The organism is Symbiobacterium ostreiconchae (assembly GCF_055396975.1).
Map to the genome: position 1 here is coordinate 281,823 of NZ_AP042454.1, position 20,329 is coordinate 302,151.

The 20,329-nt window shown below is 67.7% G+C and carries 10 protein-coding genes and 2 rRNA genes; all 12 read right to left on the reverse strand.

The annotated features are described in order from the left end of the window. Positions 1-36: 36 nt before the first annotated feature. A 23S ribosomal RNA gene (locus ACZ5UM_RS01345) occupies positions 37-3,386 on the reverse strand. A gap of 349 nt (positions 3,387-3,735) precedes the next feature. Continuing rightward, positions 3,736-5,300 (reverse strand): 16S ribosomal RNA (locus tag ACZ5UM_RS01350). Together the 16S and 23S rRNA genes form the textbook arrangement of a ribosomal RNA operon. Positions 5,301-5,790: 490 nt before the next feature. Continuing rightward, on the reverse strand, positions 5,791-6,624 hold the full coding sequence (gene opp4C, locus ACZ5UM_RS01355) for an oligopeptide ABC transporter permease (RefSeq protein ID WP_464846455.1): 834 nt from the start codon (positions 6,622-6,624) through the stop codon (positions 5,791-5,793). 9 nt (positions 6,625-6,633) lie between these two features. Next, positions 6,634-7,599, reverse strand: a complete 966-nt coding sequence (locus ACZ5UM_RS01360) for an ABC transporter permease (protein ID WP_464846458.1) — start codon at positions 7,597-7,599, stop codon at positions 6,634-6,636. Positions 7,600-7,686: 87 nt separating this feature from the next. Further along, entirely contained in the window at positions 7,687-9,441 is a 1,755-nt protein-coding gene (locus ACZ5UM_RS01365; RefSeq protein WP_464846461.1) for a peptide-binding protein, read from the reverse strand. Positions 9,442-10,720: 1,279 nt separating this feature from the next. Then, complete coding sequence (locus tag ACZ5UM_RS01370) at positions 10,721-11,848, reverse strand: extracellular solute-binding protein (RefSeq protein ID WP_464846463.1); 1,128 nt, start codon at positions 11,846-11,848, stop codon at positions 10,721-10,723. A gap of 138 nt (positions 11,849-11,986) precedes the next feature. After that, a complete protein-coding gene (locus ACZ5UM_RS01375) occupies positions 11,987-12,973 on the reverse strand; it encodes a BadF/BadG/BcrA/BcrD ATPase family protein (RefSeq protein ID WP_464846465.1) in 987 nt (328 codons plus the stop codon). Continuing rightward, complete coding sequence (gene argH, locus ACZ5UM_RS01380; protein WP_464846469.1) at positions 12,970-14,553, reverse strand: argininosuccinate lyase; 1,584 nt, start codon at positions 14,551-14,553, stop codon at positions 12,970-12,972. The genes ACZ5UM_RS01375 and argH overlap by 4 nt, the downstream gene beginning before the upstream one ends. A 13-nt stretch (positions 14,554-14,566) precedes the next feature. After that, positions 14,567-16,273, reverse strand: coding sequence for an ABC transporter permease (locus ACZ5UM_RS01385; protein ID WP_464846471.1), 1,707 nt, complete (start codon positions 16,271-16,273; stop codon positions 14,567-14,569). Between the two features lie 5 nt (positions 16,274-16,278). Then, positions 16,279-17,367, reverse strand: coding sequence for an ABC transporter ATP-binding protein (locus ACZ5UM_RS01390; RefSeq protein ID WP_464846473.1), 1,089 nt, complete (start codon positions 17,365-17,367; stop codon positions 16,279-16,281). A gap of 20 nt (positions 17,368-17,387) precedes the next feature. After that, a complete protein-coding gene (locus ACZ5UM_RS01395) occupies positions 17,388-18,584 on the reverse strand; it encodes an ROK family transcriptional regulator (protein WP_464846476.1) in 1,197 nt (398 codons plus the stop codon). Positions 18,585-18,800: 216 nt separating this feature from the next. Beyond that, positions 18,801-20,270 carry a MocR-like pyridoxine biosynthesis transcription factor PdxR gene (pdxR, locus tag ACZ5UM_RS01400; RefSeq protein ID WP_464846479.1) on the reverse strand — a complete coding sequence of 490 codons (1,470 nt, stop codon included), beginning with the start codon at positions 20,268-20,270 and terminating at the stop codon, positions 18,801-18,803. Positions 20,271-20,329 lie beyond the last annotated feature (59 nt).

The window sequence follows — 20,329 nt, forward strand, 5'->3', positions numbered from 1 at the left end:
AACTGCACAGTGATCTGCACACGCTCCGGCTTCAGCGAAATCAAGCCCTCGGCCGATTAGTACCGGTCCGCTCCACGGCTTGCGCCGCTTCCACTCCCGGCCTATCTACCTGGTCATCTTCCAGGGGCCTTACTCCCTTGCGGGATGGGAGATCTCATCTTCGGGCTGGCTTCGCGCTTAGATGCTTTCAGCGCTTATCCGTTCCGGCCTTGGCTACCCAGCTGTACCCCTGGCGGGATAACTGGTACACCAGCGGGCCGTCCACCCCGGTCCTCTCGTACTAGGGGCAGTTCCCGTCAAATCTCCTCCGCCTGCGATGGATAGGGACCGAACTGTCTCACGACGTTCTGAACCCAGCTCGCGTACCGCTTTAATCGGCGAACAGCCGAACCCTTCGGACCGACTTCAGCCCGAGGATGCGATGAGCCGACATCGAGGTGCCAAACCTCCCCGTCGATGTGGACTCTTGGGGGAGATCAGCCTGTTATCCCCGGGGTAGCTTTTATCCGTTGAGCGACGGCCCTTCCACTCGGAACCGCCGGATCACTAAGCCCGTCTTTCGACCCTGCTCGACCTGTCTGTCTCGCAGTCAAGCCCGCTTCTGCCTTTACACTCCCCGGATGATTTCCAACCATCCTGAGCGGACCTTTGGGCGCCTCCGTTACCTTTTGGGAGGCGACCGCCCCAGTCAAACTGCCCACCTGGCACGGTCCACGACCCCGTTGCAGGGGCCCGTGTTAGAACTTCGATGCTGCGAGGGTGGTATCCCAACGGCGCCTCCACCGAATCTGGCGACCCGGCTTCGCAGGCTCCCACCTATCCTGTACACGCACCACCAAAATCCAATGCCAGGCTACAGTAAAGCTCCACGGGGTCTTTCTGTCCAATCGCAGGTAACCTGCATCTTCACAGGTATTGCAATTTCACCGGGTCCCTCGCTGAGACAGTGCCCAAGTCGTTACGCCATTCGTGCGGGTCGGAACTTACCCGACAAGGAATTTCGCTACCTTAGGACCGTTATAGTTACGGCCGCCGTTTACTGGGGCTTCGGTTCAAAGCTTCGGCCTTCCGGCCTGACCTCTCCCCTTAACCTTCCAGCACCGGGCAGGCGTCAGCCAGTATACGTCGCCTTCCGGCTTAGCACTGACCTGTGTTTGTGGTAAACAGTCGCTTGGGCCTCTCCTCTGCAACCCTCCCCCGCTCTGCGGCGTCTCTCCGCTCACGGTCCGAGGGCCATCCTTCTCCCGAAGTTACGGATGCATTTTGCCGAGTTCCTTAGCGAGGGTTCTCCCGCGCACCTGAGGATTCTCTCCCCGCCTACCTGTGTCGGTTTGCGGTACGGGCACCCCGGGTCTCCCTAGCGGCTTTTCTCGGCAGTGTGGCGTCAGGGGCTTCCCTACTTCAGTTCGGTCGGCATCGCGTCTCACGTTTAGCCCGGCGGACTTCCCTACCGGGCCACGCTACCCGCTTACCCCGGCTCAACCAGCGGCCGGGTCCCCCTAGCCTCCTGCGTCCCCGCATCGGTCAAGCGACCCGTAGGTGGTACAGGAATGTCGACCTGTTTCCCATCGCCTACGCCATTCGGCCTCGGCTTAGGTCCCGACTGACCCTGAGCGGACGAGCCTTGCTCAGGAATCCTTAGGCTTTCGGTGGACAGGATTCTCACCTGTCTTTTCGCTACTCATACCGGCATTCTCACTTCCATGCGCTCCAGCCGTCCTTCCGGTCGACCTTCGACGCACATGGAACGCTCCCCTACCGCGTGAGCAGTGAGATGTGAGTAGTGAGTAGTGAGCTATTGCAACCTCTGCATCAGCGCGTAAATCTGCTTCCCGAGCTGTTCGTACTCGGATATCACCTTGTCCATGGCAGCGATCTCGTACCCGAGATCCCTGGCCAGACTCAGCACGAACATCTCGTTGGCAGACCCCAACGCCATCCGCAAGAAGTGTCGGAAGTCAGCGGCCGACTCGCGCCGACCGAATCCCTCGGCGATGTTCGCCGGTATCGATACGGCTGCGCGACGCAGCTGCTGTCCGAGCTCGAACTGTTCGTGCGCCGGAAAGCTTCGGGTCAGCCGGTGTACCGTCAGCGCCAGCTCATAGCTCCGCTGGTACACCCGCAGATCCCGAAAACTCCGGACCGCACTCACTGCTCACCACTCACCTCTCACCGCTCACACCCGCAGCTTCGGTGTCCTGCTTAGCCCCGAGTATTTATGGCGCAGCGTCATTCGACCAGTGAGCTATTACGCACTCTTTCAATGATGGCTGCTTCTAAGCCAACATCCTGGTTGTCTCTACAACGCCACATCCTTGCCCACTTAGCAGGAACTTCGGGACCTTAGCTGGCGGTCTGGGCTGTTTCCCTCTTGACGACGGACCTTAGCGCTCGCCGTCTGACTGCCGGCCATACTTGCTGGCATTCGGAGTTTGACTGAGTTCGGTAACCGGTAGGGCCCCTAGCCCAATCAGTGCTCTACCTCCAGCAAGCTCACATGCCGACGCTAGCCCTAAAGCTATTTCGGGGAGAACCAGCTATCTCCCGGTTCGTTTGGCTTTTCACCCCTATCCACAGCTCATCCGATAGCTTTTCAACGCTAACCGGTTCGGGCCTCCACGGGGTCTTACCCCCGCTTCACCCTGGCCATGGATAGATCACCGGGTTTCGGGTCTACAGCCACTGACTACGCCCTCTTCAGACTCGCTTTCGCTTCGGCTCCGGGCCTGAGGCCCTTAACCACGCCAGTGACCGTAACTCGCCGGTTCATTCTTCAATAGGCACGCACTCACCCACGTACGGGGCTCGTACTGCTTGTAGGCACACGGTTTCAGGGTCTCTTTCACTCCGCTCCCGCGGTGCTTTTCACCTTTCCCTCACGGTACTGGTTCACTATCGGTCGCCAGGCGTATTTAGCCTTGGAGGGTGGTCCCCCCGGATTCCCACGGGATTCCTCGTGTCCCGTGGTACTTGGGATCCGCCCAGCGGCGCCTCGCCTTTCGCCTACAGGGCTCTTACCTTCTGTGGCGGGCCTTTCCAGACCTCTTCGGCTAGACTCGGCAGCATCGCTTTACGGGCGTCCCGCAACCCCAGCAGCGATGGCTCGCTGCTGGTTTAGGCTCCTCCCCGTTCGCTCGCCGCTACTGAGGGAATCTCGGTTGATTTCTTTTCCTCGCCCTACTGAGATGTTTCAGTTCGGGCGGTGCCCCCCCACAGCCTATGGATTCAGCTGTGGGTGACTGGCCATTACGCCAGCCGGGTTGCCCCATTCGGAGATCCCCGGATCTACGCCTGCTTGCGGCTCCCCGAGGCTTATCGCAGCTTTCCACGTCCTTCATCGGCACCTGGCGCCCAGGCATCCACCGTGTGCCCTTCCCAGCTTGATTTCGCTGAGATGCACGCTTCCCGCGTTGCCTTTGCGTGTGTCCACTGTGCAGTTTTCAAGGTACGACGCTGCTGCAGGGAACCCAAGGTTCCCGAAGCAGCCCGTGGTCCCGTGCGGGAGCGAAGCTCCCGCAGGCACTCACTGAGGGGCTCGAAGATCCTGAGTCAGCAAGCGTGCGGGCCGGAACAGCTCTCACTGCTCACAGCCCACTGCTCACCGCTCATCTCGAACCCTCAAAACTAAACAGTGCAGATTCGGTCCGCCCAGCGGCCGTCAGTTTCCCTCAGCCCGTTTTGATGGGCTGAGGATCGACCTCGGAGTCTCCCCTTCTCAGGGGCTGTGCTCCTTAGAAAGGAGGTGATCCAGCCGCACCTTCCGATACGGCTACCTTGTTACGACTTCACCCCAGTCACCGGCCCCACCTTCGGCGGCTGCCTCCCTTGCGGGTTAGCTCACCGACTTCGGGTGTTGCCAGCTCCCATGGTGTGACGGGCGGTGTGTACAAGGCCCGGGAACGTATTCACCGCGGCGTGCTGATCCGCGATTACTAGCAACTCCGACTTCACGCAGGCGAGTTGCAGCCTGCGATCCGAACTGGGACCGCCTTTCGCGATTGCCTCCCCCTCGCGGGTTCGGGGCGCTCTGTGGCGGCCATTGTAGCACGTGTGTAGCCCAGGACATAAGGGGCATGATGATTTGACGTCATCCCCACCTTCCTCCGGTTTGTCACCGGCAGTCTCGCATGAGTGCCCACCATAACGTGCTGGCAACATGCGACAGGGGTTGCGCTCGTTGCGGGACTTAACCCAACATCTCACGACACGAGCTGACGACAACCATGCACCACCTGTCTCACCGTTCCTCTCCGAAAAGAGGCACCCCCGCATCTCTGCAGGGTTCGGTGGATGTCAAGCCCTGGTAAGGTTCTACGCGTTGCTTCGAATTAAACCACATGCTCCGCTGCTTGTGCGGGCCCCCGTCAATTCCTTTGAGTTTCAACCTTGCGGCCGTACTCCCCAGGCGGAGTGCTTAGTGCGTTAGCTCCTGCACGAGGGGGGTCGATACCCCTCACACATAGCACTCATCGTTTACGGCTAGGACTACCAGGGTATCTAATCCTGTTTGCTCCCCTAGCTTTCGCGCCTCAGCGTCAGTGACTCCCCAGGCAGCCGCCTTCGCCACTGGTGTTCCTCCCGATCTCTACGCATTTCACTGCTACACCGGGAATTCCACTGCCCTCTAGAGCACTCAAGCCCGCCAGTTTCAGAGGCACCCCCGGGGTTGAGCCCCGGTCTTTCACCCCTGACTTAACAGGCCGCCTACACGCCCTTTACGCCCAGTAATTCCGGACAACGCTCGCCCCCTACGTATTACCGCGGCTGCTGGCACGTAGTTTGCCGGGGCTTCCTCGCCTGCTACCGTCAAACCCCGCCCATTTCCTGACGGGGCCCTTCTTCGCAGGCAACAGAGCTTTACAACCCGAAGGCCTTCTTCGCTCACGCGGCGTTGCTGCATCAGCCTTTCGGCCATTGTGCAAAATTCCCGACTGCTGCCTCCCGTAGGAGTCTGGGCCGTGTCTCAGTCCCAGTGTGGCCGGTCGCCCTCTCAGGCCGGCTACCCATCGTCGCCTTGGTGGGCCGTTACCCCGCCAACCAGCTAATGGGCCGCGGACCCCTCCTCTGCCAGCGCCACTGACTCCAGCGCCTTTTCTCCCAGCCCCATGCGGGACCGTGAGCTTATCCGGTATTAGCAGGCCTTTCGGCCTGTTATCCCAGAGCAGAGGGCAGGTTATCCACGTGTTACTCACCCGTCCGCCGCTGGGCTTCAGGGCCGAAGCCCCGAAGCCCCGCTCGACTTGCATGTCTTAGGCACGCCGCCAGCGTTCGTCCTGAGCCAGGATCAAACTCTCCGTGGAAAGCTTGACTTTGGCTCCTTTGGAATACCGGCTCGCTCGGCTTCCCTCTTCTGCACTGTCTAGTTTTCAAGGTTCGAGATCCGCCGCCGCCGTCAGGCGACAGCTTCACCAGTTTAGCAAGTTCCCGGCGTCGTGTCAACCGGCCAGTTCGTGCCACTTGGCCGTTCCGGCCGGCTGTCTCCGCCGTGAACCCCGCCGCCCAGCTGGCGGCAAGAAGTGATTTTATCAGGCGGACGGACCGGCGTCAACCGACCAAATCCGCCCAATCACGTCGCCGCATCCTGAAGTGGCGGCTTGTGCATCTTAACACGCGACGCCGCCCGAGGGCAAGCCCTGAGCCCGGACCGACAATTTCTACTTCAGACACGGCGACCCGATGCCCGGGCCGAAGACGGGCCGGGCGTAGAACGCCGCCCCTGTGGCCGCCGTCGCCGTGCCGGTGGGCACGCGCGCCCACAGTATCCTCGCTCCCGTGGCCCGGGTCAACCCTCTACCGGTGCAGCCGCGGATCCAGGGCCTCCCGCAGCCCCTCGCCCACCAGGTTGAGCGCCAGGATGGCCACGAAGATCAGGAGCCCCGGCGGCAGCCAGATCCACGGCTGCAGGAGCAGGACCTTCAATGAAAGCGCGGCTGAGAGCATGTTGCCCCAGGAGGGCACGGGCTGCTGTACGCCAAAGCCCAGGAACGAGAGGCCGGCCTCGCTGAGGATGGCCGAGCCCATCCCGAGCGTGGCGGCCACCACGACCGGGCCGAGCGCGTTGGGCAGGATGTGGCGGAAGATGATCCGCCCGTCCGGCATGCCGATGGCCCGGGCCGCCTCCACGTACTCCCGGCTGCGCAGCGTCAGGAACTCGCCCCTCACCAGGCGGCAGATGCCGGTCCAGCCCAGCAGGCCGAGGACGAGCATCGTATTGTAGACCGACGGCCGCAGGGCCGCCGCCATCGTCAGGGCCAGCGGGAAGAAGGGGATGATCATCACCACGTCGGTGATGCGCATGATCACGGTGTCCACTACGCCGCCGTAGTAGCCGGCAACCGCGCCCAGCGTCACGCCGATGACCATGTAGAGGGCGACGGCCACGAGCCCCACGGTCAGCGAGACCCGCCCGCCGTAGAGCAACCGGGTGTAGACGTCCCGGCCCAGCTCGTCCGTGCCCAGCCAGTGCTCCCGGGAGGGCGGCTGCTCGGCGTGCCGGATGTCCGGCAGGTCCCGGTCGTGCCAGGTGAGCTGCGGCGCGAAGACCGAGGCCAGCGCCAGAACGATGAGCACGTACAGCCCGAGCATCGCCCGCCGGTTGGCGCGAAAGCGGCGCCAGGCCACCATCCCACCTCCTCAGCCGTAGCGCACCCGGGGATCGACCACGGCGTAGCCCACGTCCGCCAGCAGGCTGCCCAGGAGCGTGAGCCCGGCGAAGAGCAGGTTCAGCGCCATCAGCACCGGGTAGTCCCGCTCCAGCAGGGCGGTGTAGGTCAGCCTGCCCAGCCCCGGCCACTGGAACAGGGACTCGGTGATGATCGCGCCGCCGAGCAGCGCCGGCAGGTTGAGGCCCAGGAGCGTCACCACCGGCATCAGGGCGTTGCGCAGGGCATGCCGGTACAGCACCACCCGCTCCGGCAGCCCCTTGGCCCGGGCGGTGCGCAGGTAGTCCTGCCGGAGCACCTCCAGCATCGCCGACCGCACGTGGCTCATCAGCCCGGCGATGCTGGTCACCCCCAGGGCCATCGCCGGCAGGATGAGGTGGCGGGCGGCATCCAGCCACAGCGCCACGCCGGTGACATGGATGCCCGGGGTGGTGAACCCCGCCGACGGCAGGATCTGCAGGCCGCCCAGGGACAGCCAGCGCAGGAGCAGGAGGCCGAAGAAGAAGGCCGGGATGGCCAGGCCGGCCAGCGAGCAGGTCGTCAGCACCGCATCCACCCAGGTTCCCCGCCGGACGGCGGCCAGGACGCCGAACGGGATGCCCGCCAGCAGCACGATGGACTGGGACGCCACGCCCAGGGCGATGCTGGGGCCCAGCCGGTCGCCGATCAAGTCCGCAACCGGGATGCGGAAGCGGATGGACGTGCCCAGGTCTCCCCGCACCGCGTGGGTGAGCCAACGCCAGTACTGCTGCAGCATGGGGCAGTCCAGGCAGTGGCGCCGGCGCAGTTCCTCCACCTTCGCCGGGTCAGCCCGGGGGTCGATCAGCCCGCTGTAGGGATCGCCGGGCGCCAGCCGGATCACGGCGAAGACCAGCAGCGAGGCGCCCAGCAGCATGGGCAGAAGCTGCACGAAGCGCCGCAGCACAAAGCCGGCCACCGCCTGTCCCCCTCCCTGTTGCGACGCCGCCGTCAGGACCGCTGCCCCGCCGCACGGCGGCCGGCCGCGCGGCGGCGGCTGACCCCCTCAACGGCGCTCCGGGGAAATCCAGAGCTCCCAGATGTTCCACAGGCTGCCCCGGGCGTCCGGCCGGAGGCCCCGTACCCGGTCCAGGCGCACCGCCTCGAGCTGGTCCTGGCTGTAGAGGAAGATCACCGGCAGCTCCTCTGCCAGCAGCCGGGACCACTCCCGGTAGACCAGCCGCCGCTCCGCCGGCTCCAGCCGGCTCGCCCCAAGGCGCAGCAGCATCAGGCTGCGGGCGCTCCGCCAGCCCGTCGCCTGTCCCCAGCGGCTGCCGGGGTCGAAGACGGGCCCCGGATCCGGGTCCGGTCCCACGCTCCAGCCCATCAGCCAGGCGTCGGCCTGCCCGCCGCCGAAGACCATCGCCGCGAGGGTGGAAAACTCCACCATCTGCAGGTCGACCTGAATGCCCACCGCCTTCAGGTCGGCCTGGATCAGCGGGGCCGTGGCGGCGCGCACGGCGTTTCCCGAGGGGTAGAGCAGGGTGAAGCGGAAGCGCTGGCCGTCACGGACCAGGTAGCCCTCCGCGTCCCGGTCCCGCCAGCCGGCCTCGGCCAGCAGCCGGGCCGCGGCCTCCGGATCGCGGCGGCGCACCGGCAAAGCACCGGGATCGTGGTACGGGTGGCCGTAGGGCAGGTGGCTCTCGGCGACATGGCCGTACCCTTTCAGCAGATGGTCGACGATGGCCTGCCGGTCGATGGCCAGCAGGATGGCCTGCCGCACCCGCCGGTCGGCGAAGAGCGGGTTGCGGTGGTTCAGCCCCAGGTACTGGTAGCCCAGGTCCGGTCGGGTGAAGACGCCGATGTACGGGTCGCCCTCCACCAGCGCCACGTCGCCCGGTTTCAGCGGCACGTAGTCCAGTTCGCCGGCCTTCAGCTGGCCGATGGCCACGTCCTGGCTCACGATGCGGTAGATGATCCGCTCGATGTGCGGCCGGCCGCGGTGGTAGGCCTCGTAGCGCACCAGCTCCACGTACTGGTCCGGCACGTAGCGGACGAACCGGTACGGCCCGACGCCAACCGGCGCCCGCGTGGCCGGGTGCCCGGCCAGTTCGCCCGGAGGCGTATCGCTGAAGATGTGGGCCGGGAGCAGCGGGACGGCCAGGTTCCCCAGCAGCGGGGCGTGGGGCCGGTCGGCGGTGAAGACGACGGTGTGGTCGTCCACTACCCGGATGGCCTCCTTTCCCGGGCCGTCCAGCCAGGCCTGCCAGCCCGCCCGCTTGCGCCCGGCCGCCTCCCCGGCGGTGATGCGTCCTTCGGCCTGATCCCTGTCGGCCTCCGCCCGCTCCGCCAGCATCGCCTCGACGCCCCGCAGGGCGGCGTACTCCCCGGTGAACACGCCGGGATAGTCGGGGTGCAGGATGGTCAGAAAGGTGTAGGCGACGTCGCGGGCGGTGAACGGGCGGCCGTCGTGCCACGTCACGTCCCGCCGCAGGCGGAAGGTGAACTGGCGGTGGTCCGGCGAGACGGCGAAGCTCTCGCACAGATCGCAGACCAGGTCCAGACGCTCGTCCCGGGTCAGCAGGCCGGCGAAGACGAGGCCGACGATGGTGGCGTCGTAGCCGTCCTCCATCAGGATGGGGTTGAAGACACCCCGGGGCGCAGAGAACATGGAGAGATAGAGCGTCCCGCCGTCCACCGGTTCCTCAGCGGGCGGGGCCTGCCCCGCTTTTCCTTCCGCCGAGGGGCGCGCAGGCGGGGCACAGCCGGCCAGCAGAAGGGCGAGCAGCACGGTCAGGGCGATGGGTCTCCAGCCAGGCATGGGCAGCCTCCACAGGACGGCGCCCGGGACAGCCCCTCTCTAGCAGATGCGCGGACAGGCGGAGTTATACCTGGGGCCGCCGCGGGCGCAGTGTATGCTCAGGATGAAGGATGTTGCTCACCGGTAGTATGGCGCGGCCAACCGGGGAACCAGTCCCCAGGGGATGCCCGTCCGCGGCCCCGCGCAAGCTCGGGCTCACCGCTGTGTGGCGCAGGCCGCGAACTCCCGCATCCGGCCGTGTCTGGCCAGGCTTACGCGCACAATGTACACCCCCGGTGCCCGGCCCGCTGCACATTCTGCGCGCTCACGGGCCTGCATCCCCGTCGGCGGAGTCGCTCGAGCCCGTCCCCTGGACCCAGCACCCCTCGTCCGGGCCGGGTTCGGCCAGGCTTGCGCGCACAATGTACACCCCCGGTGCCCGGCCCGCTGCACATTCTGCGCGCTCACGCGCCTGCATCCCCGCCGGCGGAGTCGCTCGAGCCCTTCCCCTGGTCCCAGCACCCCTCGTCCGGGCCGGGTTCGGCCAGGCTTGCGCGCACAATGTACACCCCCGGTGCCCGGCCCGCTGCACATTCTGCGCGCTCACGCGCCTGCATCCCCGCCGGCGGAGTCGCTCGAGCCCTTCCCCTGGTCCCAGCACCCCTCGTCCGGGCCGGGTTCTGCCAGGCTTGCGCGCAAAATGTACACCCCGGGGTGCCCGGCCCACTGCACATTCTGCGCGACCGTGGCCCTTGCATGTGACCGCCCGCAGCAGTCTCGCTGCGAAGTTCCCCGCTCGCTGCCATTCCCGGGGCCCACAACCGATCTCACGCCCGATGTCCGGCGACCCACTGCCTCTCCCACCGCCCTCCGACCTTCCACATCTCACCACCCACCTTCACGCCTCCCACTGCCATTCTCACCACCCACCGCTCTCGGCCCCATCGCCCACCGCCCCTCTCACTGCTCACGGCCCATTACCCGCCGCTAACGCCGCCCACTGCCCACCACCCACCCTCACGCCTCCGTCCACTGCCCCTCTCACCGCTCACGGCACATCGCCCACCGCCCCTCTCACCGCTCACGGCACATCGCCCACCGCCCATCTCACCGCCCACTGCCCACCACCCACCGCGCAGGCCTCTCCCACTGCCACGCTCACCGCCCACCGCTCACCACTCATCTCACCGCTCACCGCCCACCGCTCACCACTCATCTCACCGCTCACCGCCCACCGCTCACAGCTAAGAAGGTCCGGGCCCCCCTCACGGGGACGCCCGGACCTCGCAGTTCTCAACCGTTACTTGCCCTTCCCCTTGATGTTCTCGTCCCAGTAGCCGATCCACTCGGCTTCCTTCTCCGCCATGACGTCCCACTGCAGGTCCATGGCCTTCAGCTTCGGGGAGAGCTCCTTCAGCCAGTCAGGCTGCATGGACTCGGGGAGGCTGATGGACGGGATCTGGAACCGGCTGGCCGACAGCTCCGCCTGGATCTCGTCGCTGAAGAGCAGGTTCAGGAACTTCTCGGCCGCCTGCGGGTGCTTGGCGCCGGCGATCATACCCACGCCGTCGACCAGGATCGGCACGCCGCTCTCGGGGATGATGTAGCCGAAGGGCATGCCCTCCTGTTCCGCCTGGATCAGCACGTCCTGCAGGTTCCAGAGGCTGAGGCTGCCTTCCTGGCGGGTGATCTTCAGGTACATGTCGGTCGGGTTGGCCGCGTACTCCTTGGTGTTGGCATCCAGCTTCAGCAGCCACTCGTAGCCCCGGTCAGGGGTGCCGTCCTGCTGGTAGAACCGGTCGATCATCGCCGCGTAGATCGTGCGCATGGTGCCCGAGGCCGGCACGGCGCGGATGATGATCTGGTCCTTCCACTTGGGATCGAGCAGGTCATCCCAGTCCTTCGGCAGCTCGTCCTCGGAGATCATCTCCGTGTTGTACATGATGACCTCCGGGAGGAGCATCTCGCCGTACCAGTGACCCTCAGGATCCTTGTACCCCTCGGGGATCTTGGCGGCGAACTCCGGCTCGATCTTGGCCAGGAGCCCCTCCTTCACGGCCAGGGAAAGCGCCTGCTGGGTGCCGCCCCACCAGATGTCGCCCTGGGGGTTCTCTTTCTCGGCCCGGACGCGCTCCATGATCTCCTGGGCGCCCATGGGCAGGACCTCGACGTTGCCCTTGTACTCAGGGTACTTCTCCTCGAACTTCGCGACCATCAGGTCGATGATGGACTGGTCGCGCCCGGTGTAGATGACCAGCCGGGCCTCCTCCTGCGGCTCCTGGTTCTGCTGCGGCGTCTGCGAGGCGGGAGGCGTCTGGGAGCCGCCGCCCTGGCTGCCCGAGGGCTGGCCGGAGCTGCCGCAGCCGGCGGCGAACAGGCCGGCGACCAGCAAGAGACCCACGAGTTTGCGAGACCAGGTGCTTCGCATTGGCATATATCCCCCTTCAGTATGGTGAAATACAGGATCTGCACGCGTAACGGATCCGCGAACGGGCAGATCCACCCCCCTTCGGTTCCCGCAATCTTCTAAGACAACTCAGGCGCTGTGCGCCTGAAGACCATTCACTCAGACCAGCAGCACGTCCGCCGCCAGGAGCCGGCGCCGCAGCCCCTCGTCCACCGCGGCCGGGCCGCCCAGGGCCCGCATCACGGCTCCGTAGATGGGGGCATAGCGGGGCACCTGCACCACGCCGCCGGGGGCCTCCTCCGCCAGCCGCTCCAGCAGGGCTGAGCGCACGGCCGGCGAGTTCTGCAGCACCCCGCCCAGCAGGAAGACGGGGAAAGGGCCGCCATCCGGGAGGCCGGCCCGGCGGGCCGCCAGCGCCGCGGCGCCGCCCAGTTCCCGGCCGGCCCGGGCCAGGATCTCGCCGGCGGCGGGATCGCCCGCCCGGGCCGCGGCGTCCACCGCCCGGGCGAGCCCGGCCACGGCATCGACGCCCGTGGCGGGCAGGTAGAGCCAGTCGTAGAGGGCATACAGGTCGCGTGCCCCGGCCGCCTCGCACAGGTGGCGGATCAGCGGAGTGTCCGGTTCGCCTGCGTCCAGCGAGCGGAAGGCGCTGGACAGGGCCATCTGGGCGATGTGAAAGGCACTGCCCACGTCGCCCACCCGGTGCCCCCAGCCGCCGGCCCGCACGAACCGCTGGCCGTCGCCGGCGTAAACCACCGATCCGGTGCCGGATGCCACCAGGAGGCCGCGCCCGCCGTCTGCGGCGCCCCGCAGGGCGATGAGGCCGTCGTTCTCCACCAGCACCCGGGCGGCGGCGACCCCGGCCGCATCCAGCGCGGCCTGCGCAAGCCGACGCGCTTCCTCCTCACTCGCAGGCGTGTCCACCCCGGCGAGCCCGAAGGCAGCGGTGTCGATGCGGCAGCCCGGCGGCAGATCCCGGCAGGCTGCACGCACGGCGTCCGTGAGCGCCCGCACGGCCTGCTCACGGCCCACCGAGTGCGGGTTGCTCCCGCCGGACAGGCCGCTGCCCACCACCCCCTGCCCCCGGTGGACCAGCACCGCGAGGCACTTGGTGCCGCCGCCGTCCACCGCGAGGTAGTAGGTCATCGCCGGCCCTCCTCCCCTTCGGCCTGAGGGCCCGCGCCGCTTCCCTCGGCACGTGCCAGCGCGTTGCAGGCCTCATCCAGGCGGTGCGCCGCATCCGCCAGCCGAGTCCGGGCGCCGTCCAGCCAGGCGGCCATCTCGGCCTGGCGCGCCTTCCGCCGCTCCAGCATGCGGCGCACCTCGGCCGGAGCCACGCCGCCCCGCACGGTGCGGACGGCGACGAAGTGCACGGGGTCCAGCGCCTGCCGCAGCTTCCCGGCCGGTACGCCCAGGTCGCGTCCCAGCACCTGCCGGGTCGCCTCCTCGACCATCTGAGGCTCGATCTGGCGCACGTCGCGGATGCCCCGGGCCTCGGCTGCCCGGACCAGCGCGGCGACGACGCGGTGCGCGGTGCGGAAGGGCAGGCCGGCTTCCCGCACCAGCAGGTCCGCCAGTTCGGTCACGTTGGCGAAGCTGGCCCGGGCCCGCTCCAGCAGGAGCTCACGGCTGACCTCGGCGGTGCCCAGCACGTTGGCCAGCAGCCGGAACACGTCCCGCAGGGTGGCCAGGGCCGCCCACAGGTTGGGCTGCATCTCGTCCTCGGTGTCGACGATGTCGCCGAAGGGCGTGTTGTGCAGCATCTGCAGCACGGTCTGCGCCCGCCCGGCGCTGCTGCTGAGCAGGGCGCGGGCGTGCTCCAGCGAGACCGGGTTCCGCTTCTGGGGCATGATGGAGCTGGTCTGCACGTACGGGTCGGCCACCCGCAGCACCCCGTACTCCTGCGTGCACCAGGTGAGCAGGTCCTGGACCATGCGACCGGTGTGCAGCGCGGCCAGCTGTGCCGCTGCCGCCGCCTCGCTCACGTAGTCGGCCCCGGCTATGGCGTCATAGCTGTTCTCGACCAGCCCGTCGAAGCCCAGAAGCTCGGCGACCCGCTCCCGGGAGATGGGGAAGCCCGAGGTGGAGAGGGCGGCGGCGCCCATGGGCGAGCGGTTTGCCCGCTGGTAGGCGGCCTGCAGCCGGACGATGTCCCGCTCCAGCACATCGGCGGCGGCGGTGAGCCAGTGGCCCAGCGTGGTGGGCTGCGCCTGCTGCGTATGGGTGTGCGCCAGCATCACCGTATCGGCTTCCTCCGCGGCGAACCGCAACAGCACCCGGTGGAGCAGCTGGGCCGCCTCAATCGCGTCCAGCAGGTGCTTCCGCAGCACCATGCGGTACATGGTGACGCCCATGTCGTTGCGGCTGCGGGCGATGTGCAGGTTGCCGGCCTCCTCGCCCGCGGCCTGCAGGGTCAGGTCTTCCACGTAGAAGAACAGGTCTTCATACCTGCCGTCGTAGCGGGAAGCGGCCACCTGGGCGAGGTCGATGGACTCCAGGGCAGCCAGGATCTTCCGGGCCGAACCGGGATCCACGAGCCCCTGCTCCGCCAGCATCACCAGGTGGGCCCGGTGGATGGCCATCATCGGCCCGAGCAGCTCGTGCTTGGCGCTTTCGTAGATGGGGCTGAGCACGGCCTCCGCGTAGCTGCGGCCCGGGAAGCAGCGGCCGTCCTGTGCGGCGATCTCCGCACGGCTCGGAGCCTGGGGCGCGGTGTGGTGCGTCAACGAGATCACTTCCTTAGGCGAGGTTCTGCCGCTGGTCCAGGCGGCGGGAGATGAAGAGCACCAGCAGGATCAGCAGGATCTGCAGCATGCCGTAGGCGGCCGCCGTCCCGAACTTGAAGGAGTACATGAGGTTGTTGATCTCCACCGAGATCGGCTGGTTGCGGGCGGTGTAGATCAGCACCGACGCCACGAACTCGCCCACGCCCTGCACGAAGGCCAGGAGGGCGCCGGCCAGGACGCCGCGGAACATGAGCGGGAAGGTGACTCGGCGGAAGGTGTACCACCACGTGGCGCCCAGAGAGAAGGCGGCCTCCTCCACATAGGGGTCCATCTGCGCCAGGGTGGCGTTGCTGGAGCGGAAGACCAGCGGCGAGAAGCGGACGAAGTAGGCCAGGGGCAGGATCCAGAACGTGCCCACCAGCACATGGCCGAGGCTGAACACCGAGGGCCGGTTGAAAGCAGCGATCAGGTTAATACCGACGACGGTGCCCGGCAGGGCCCAGGGCAGCATCACCGCCATGTCCAGCAGCGACTTGCCCTTGAAGTTGAGCCGGTTGATGACGTAGGCCGCCGCCACCCCCACCACGATGGAGGCCAGGGTCGCGATGCCGCTCATCTGCAAGCTGTTCTTGATGGGCCGCCAGGCCCGGGGATCGTTGAAGAGGGTGATATAGTTCTCCAGCGTGTACTTGGGCGGCAGCACCTGCACGGTCCAGGAGCCGTCCTTGGAGAAGGAGATCAGGGCCAGGGTGATGATGGGCAGGATCAGGATCAGGGTCCCGATGATCGCCCCGATCATGGCCAGGATGCGACCCACCGGGCTCTTCACCTCCGTGCGGTGGACCGAGACGCCCTTGGAGAGCGACCGGTAGGTCCGCCGGTTCTGGTACCACCGCATCAGGATCAGGAAGGCGATGGAGACCACGGAAAGGATCGTCGACTCGGCAGAGGCCAGCGGCAGGTTGCCGTTGGTGCGGGCGATGGCGATCTGCATCGTCATCGTCCGGTCCACGCCGAAAATGAGCGGCGCCGTGTAGGAGGCCATCGAGACCATAAAGGTGAGCAGCGACCCCGACACCAGGGCGGGCGTCAGCATCGGCAGCAGCACCCGGGTCCACACCTGCCAGCGCTTGGCGCCCAGGCCCAGAGCCGCCTCCTCCAGGGAGGGGTCAAAGCCGGCGAAGGCCGCCGCGGCGGCGGTGTAAAAGTAGGGATACATGGTGAAGGTGTGCACCACCAGGACGCCGGTCAGCCCCTTCAGGGCGAAGGGGACCTGGGGCAGATCGAAAAGCACCTTGATCGCCCGGGGGATGATGCCGCTGGAGGAATAAAGGAACATGAACGCGTAGACGCCGATGAGCGGCGGCAGCGCCATGGGCACCAGCGCCAGGCTCTCCAGCAGCCGGCGGCCGGGAAACTCGAACCGATTCAGCAGGAAGGCCATGCCCACGCCGACGATGGCGCAGGTGATGACGCTGAGCACCGAGATGCCCACGCTGGTGAGGAGCGCCTCCATCTGCGTGGTCATGCGCAGGCTCAGGAAGCCCTGGTAGTACTTCAGGGTGAAACCGCCGTCGTCCCGGACGCTGGTGAGGAAGGTGGCCAGCATGGGCTGCACCACGTAACCCCAGAGCACCAGGGCCAGGGGAGCGACCAGGACGTATGCGAAGTACGGCGAGGCGGTGACCCGCTGCCACCTGTCCGTCCACTTGGCTGCCACCGTCATCACTCCACCAGATAGACTCGCTCGGGCGGAATGTGCAGGTGGATCGACTCACCCTGCCTGCGCACGCCGCCGTACCGGTCGGTCACCGATGCCATGAGGGTCGTCTCGCCCGCCGCCACGATGTACTCGGTGTAGGCGCCGCTGAACTCGGCGGCCGTCACCCGCCCGGAGATGACGTTGTCGCCGCCGGGCCCGTCCACGACCTGCACGCCCTCGGGGCGGAACGTCAGCACCACCCGGCTGCCCACCGACGTGGGGACGTGCGGGTTCCGCCGGGTCAGGTCCACCCGGATCCGGCCGGTGCCGGGCAGCTCCACCAGGCCGGCCGTGCCGTCCGCCTCCACCAGCCGGCCCTCCAGCAGGTTGGACTTGCCGATGAAGGTGGCCACGAAGCGGGTGGCGGGCCGGTGGTAGATCTCCTGCGGCGTACCCACCTGGTGGACCACGCCGCCCTCCATGACGGCGATGCGGTCGGAGATGGCCATCGCCTCGGCCTGGTCGTGGGTGACGTACACGGCCGTGATGTTGGCCTCGGTCTGGAGCCGGCGGATCTCGGTGCGGGTCTCGTCCCTGAGCTTCGCGTCCAGGTTGGAGAGCGGCTCATCCAGGAGGAGCAGCGCCGGCCGGATCACCAGGGCCCGGGCCAGGGCCACCCGCTGCTGCTGGCCGCCGGAAAGCTGGTCGATGCGCCGGTGCTCCATGCCCTCCAACCGCACCTGGGCCAGAGCCTCGGCCACCCGGCGCTGCATCTCAGCCCGGGGCACCTTGCGCACCCGGAGGCCGAAGGCCACGTTCTCAAACACCGTGAGGTGCGGGAACAGGGCGTAGTTCTGGAACACCATGCCGATGTTCCGCTGGTTGGGGGGCAGGTAGGTCACGTCGCGGTCGCCGAAGAGGATGCGTCCGGACGTGGGGTAGTAGAAACCGGCGATCATCCGGAGGGTTGTGGTCTTGCCACAGCCCGAGGGGCCGAGCAGCGTGAAGAACTCGCCGCCGGCGATATGCAGGTCGACTTCCTTCACCGTGAGCACGCCGCCGCCGAAGCTCTTGGACACGCGCTCCAGGGTGACGGACTGCGCCTCGCCCATAGGTGACTCCCCTTCCCTGTTCACTGGTCTGCTTCGATCCCGTAAGCGTTCTCGTCAGCCAGACTGAGGGCCATGGCCACCGCGCCCGTGAGGGCGGCACGGCTGCCCAGCTCGGCAAAGCGGATCTCGGGCAGATCGGGCACCAGACCGGCCACGATGCGGCGGATCTCCTCCAGCCCGTCCTGGCCGCAGTCCACCGCGTCGCCGGCCAGGAGGACCAGTTCGGGATTGAGGATGCACGTGATGCTGGCCAGGGCGTGGGCCCAGTGGCGCAGGGCATCCTCCAGAAGCGCCCGGGCCCAGGGGACCCCCGCCTCGGCCAGCTCCCTGAGCCGCCGGACGGGCCGCCCGTCTGCGCCGTCTCCCGCGCCTTCGTGCGGGCCTTCTGCCGCGGCGGCCTCCTGAAGCCGCCGGCGGATCGCACGGGAGGAGTAGTGCAGCTCGAACAGGCCGTAGTCCTGGGGCCGCCGCGGGCTCACCGGTCCCAGAGGGAGGTAGCCCACCTCGCCCGCCGCCTGGCGGGCGCCGCGGAAGAGCGTGCCGTCAATCAGGATCCCGGCGCCGATGCCGTCGCTGACGTGCATCAGGGCCAGGTTGGCAACGCCCTGCCCCGCCCCCTGGAAGTACTCGCCCAGGGCCATGAGGTTCACGTCGTTCTCAACCACCACGGGCACGCCAAAGCGCTGGTGCAGCCGGTCCCGCAGGGGCACCTTCTGCCACCAGCCCAGCGACGGGGCGTGGCTCACGGTGCCCTCCAGGTGGGCGATGCCGGGTACCCCGACGGCCACGGCAGCCAGCCGGGCGGGGTCGACCCCGGCCCGGCCGATGAGCCCCTGCAGAAAGTCCCCCAGGGCGCGGGCCGGGTCGTGGGGGTCGGAGGGAAGCACCACTTCCGCCTCTGCCTGCAGCGCGCCGCTGAGGTCCGCCAGCCCGCCCCACAGCCGCTCCCCTTCCAGGCAGGCGGCGAGGATGAAGCGGGCAGCCGGGTTAAAGAGCAGCATGATGGGGGGGCGGCCGCCGGAGGACTGGCCCAGCCCCTTCTCCTCCACCAGGCCCAGGTCCAGCAGATCGCGCACGATGGCCGTGACTGCGGGCTGGCTCAGCCCCGTCAGCGTCGCCAGTTCGACGCGGGAGATCGGCCCGCGATCCCGGATCGCCGACAGCACCGCGTGCCGGTTCAGATGCTTCATCAATCGGGCGTTGGCTGGCCTGGGCACGGCAACCCCTCCCACCGCGCGCCGACTTACTAAATTCGCTTAAGAAAGTATGTGTGGAGGAGTTCCCGTCCGGCGGCCGGAACTCCTCCCGAACACAGGATAATGATTTTTCGCGCCAGAGATAGTCTTGATAGAACGTTTTTATACCACGCGACCGGTGCGTCGGGACGCGGAAAAGCGGCGGGCCGTTCGCCCGCCGCGCGCGAGGGTCGCTTCTCACACTACGGGACCGCTGATGGGGTCGGTCTCCCCGCCTTGCCCGGCCTCCTCACGCAGCAGCCTCTCCACCGCCCGGGCCAGCCGCTCGATGCCAGGCTCGATCTCCTCGGGCCGGGGGTAGGAGAAGTTGAGCCGCAGTCCGCGCCGCGCCATCTGGCCGGCCCCGTAGAAGTCTCCGGGCACGAAGGCCACGCCCTCCCGCCCGGCCTCCGCGAGCAGCCGCCGGGCCGTGAGCGGCCGGGGCAGACGGCACCAGATGTGGTATCCGCCCTCCGGCACGTACCAGGTCACGCCGCCGGGCATGTGGTCGGCCAGGGCCTTCAGCATCAGGTCCCGTCGCGCCTTCAGGGCGGGCCGCAGCTTCGCCAGGTGCTCGGCCAGCCGTCCCTCCCGCAGGAAGGCCTCCATCACCCGCTGGTTGAGCAGGGCGGCGCGGAAGTCGAGGTTGCCCCGGGCGCGCGCGATCCGCTCGACCACCGGCGGCGCCGCCACGATCCAGGCCAGCCGCAGCGCCGGGCTCACCGCCTTGCTCGCGCTGCTGACGTAGATCACATAGCCCCCGGGGTCCAGCGACTTCAGGGTGGGCACCGGCCGCTCGGTGAAGTACAGCGGCCCGTAGGGGTCATCCTCCACGATGCCCACCTGGTGCCGCGCGGCCAGCTGGATCAGCCGCCGCCGCCGCTCCAGGGTCATGGTGACCCCCAGGGGGTTGTGGAAGGTGGGCAGGGTGAACAGCAGTTTCGGCTGGTACCGCAGCATCAGCTCCTCCAGCCCCTCCACCACCAAACCGTGCTGGTCCACCGCCACCGGGACCACCCGGACGCCGGCGGAGTCGAAGATGCCCAGGGTGTTGATGTAGGACGGCATCTCGAGAAGCACCGTGTCGCCCGGCTGCAGGAGGACCCGGCTGATCAGGTACAGGGCGATCTGCGACCCGGCCAGGATGAGCACCTCGTCGGCCGCCGCCCCCATGGCGTCGGCGATCGCCTGCCGGAGGGGCGCCAGGCCCGCGATGGGCCCGTAGCCCAGGGCGGAGCTGTCCTGCAGCACCTGCAGCATCAGTTCGGTCAGGGCTCCGGCCGGGTACAGCTCCGGCGACATCTCGCCGTGGGCGAAGGAGATGGCCCCGGGGCGCCGGATGATGGCGTTGATGTCCGCGACCAGCGGCTCCTCGGCCTCGGTCGGGCCGGCCCAGGGCATCGGACGGATGACGTCGGCGCCCGGCGCCTCGGGCGGCCCGAGTACCACGGTGCCGTGGCCGACCCGCCCCTCCACCAGCCCTTCCGCCGCCAGTTCGCGGTAGGCGTTGACGACGGTCGTCCGGTTCACGCCGAGCCGGCGGGCCAGCGTGCGTTCCGGCGGAAGCCGGGTTCCAGGGGGCAGCGCGCCGGAGAGGATCCGTTCCCTGGCCTGTGCGTAGAGCTGCCGGTACAGCGGCGTCGTGCTGTTGCGGTCGAGTTTGAACACGCTTCCTTCCCCCTTCCGTCCTCGGCCCGCCCTGCTGATTGTAGCACAACGCGAAGAGA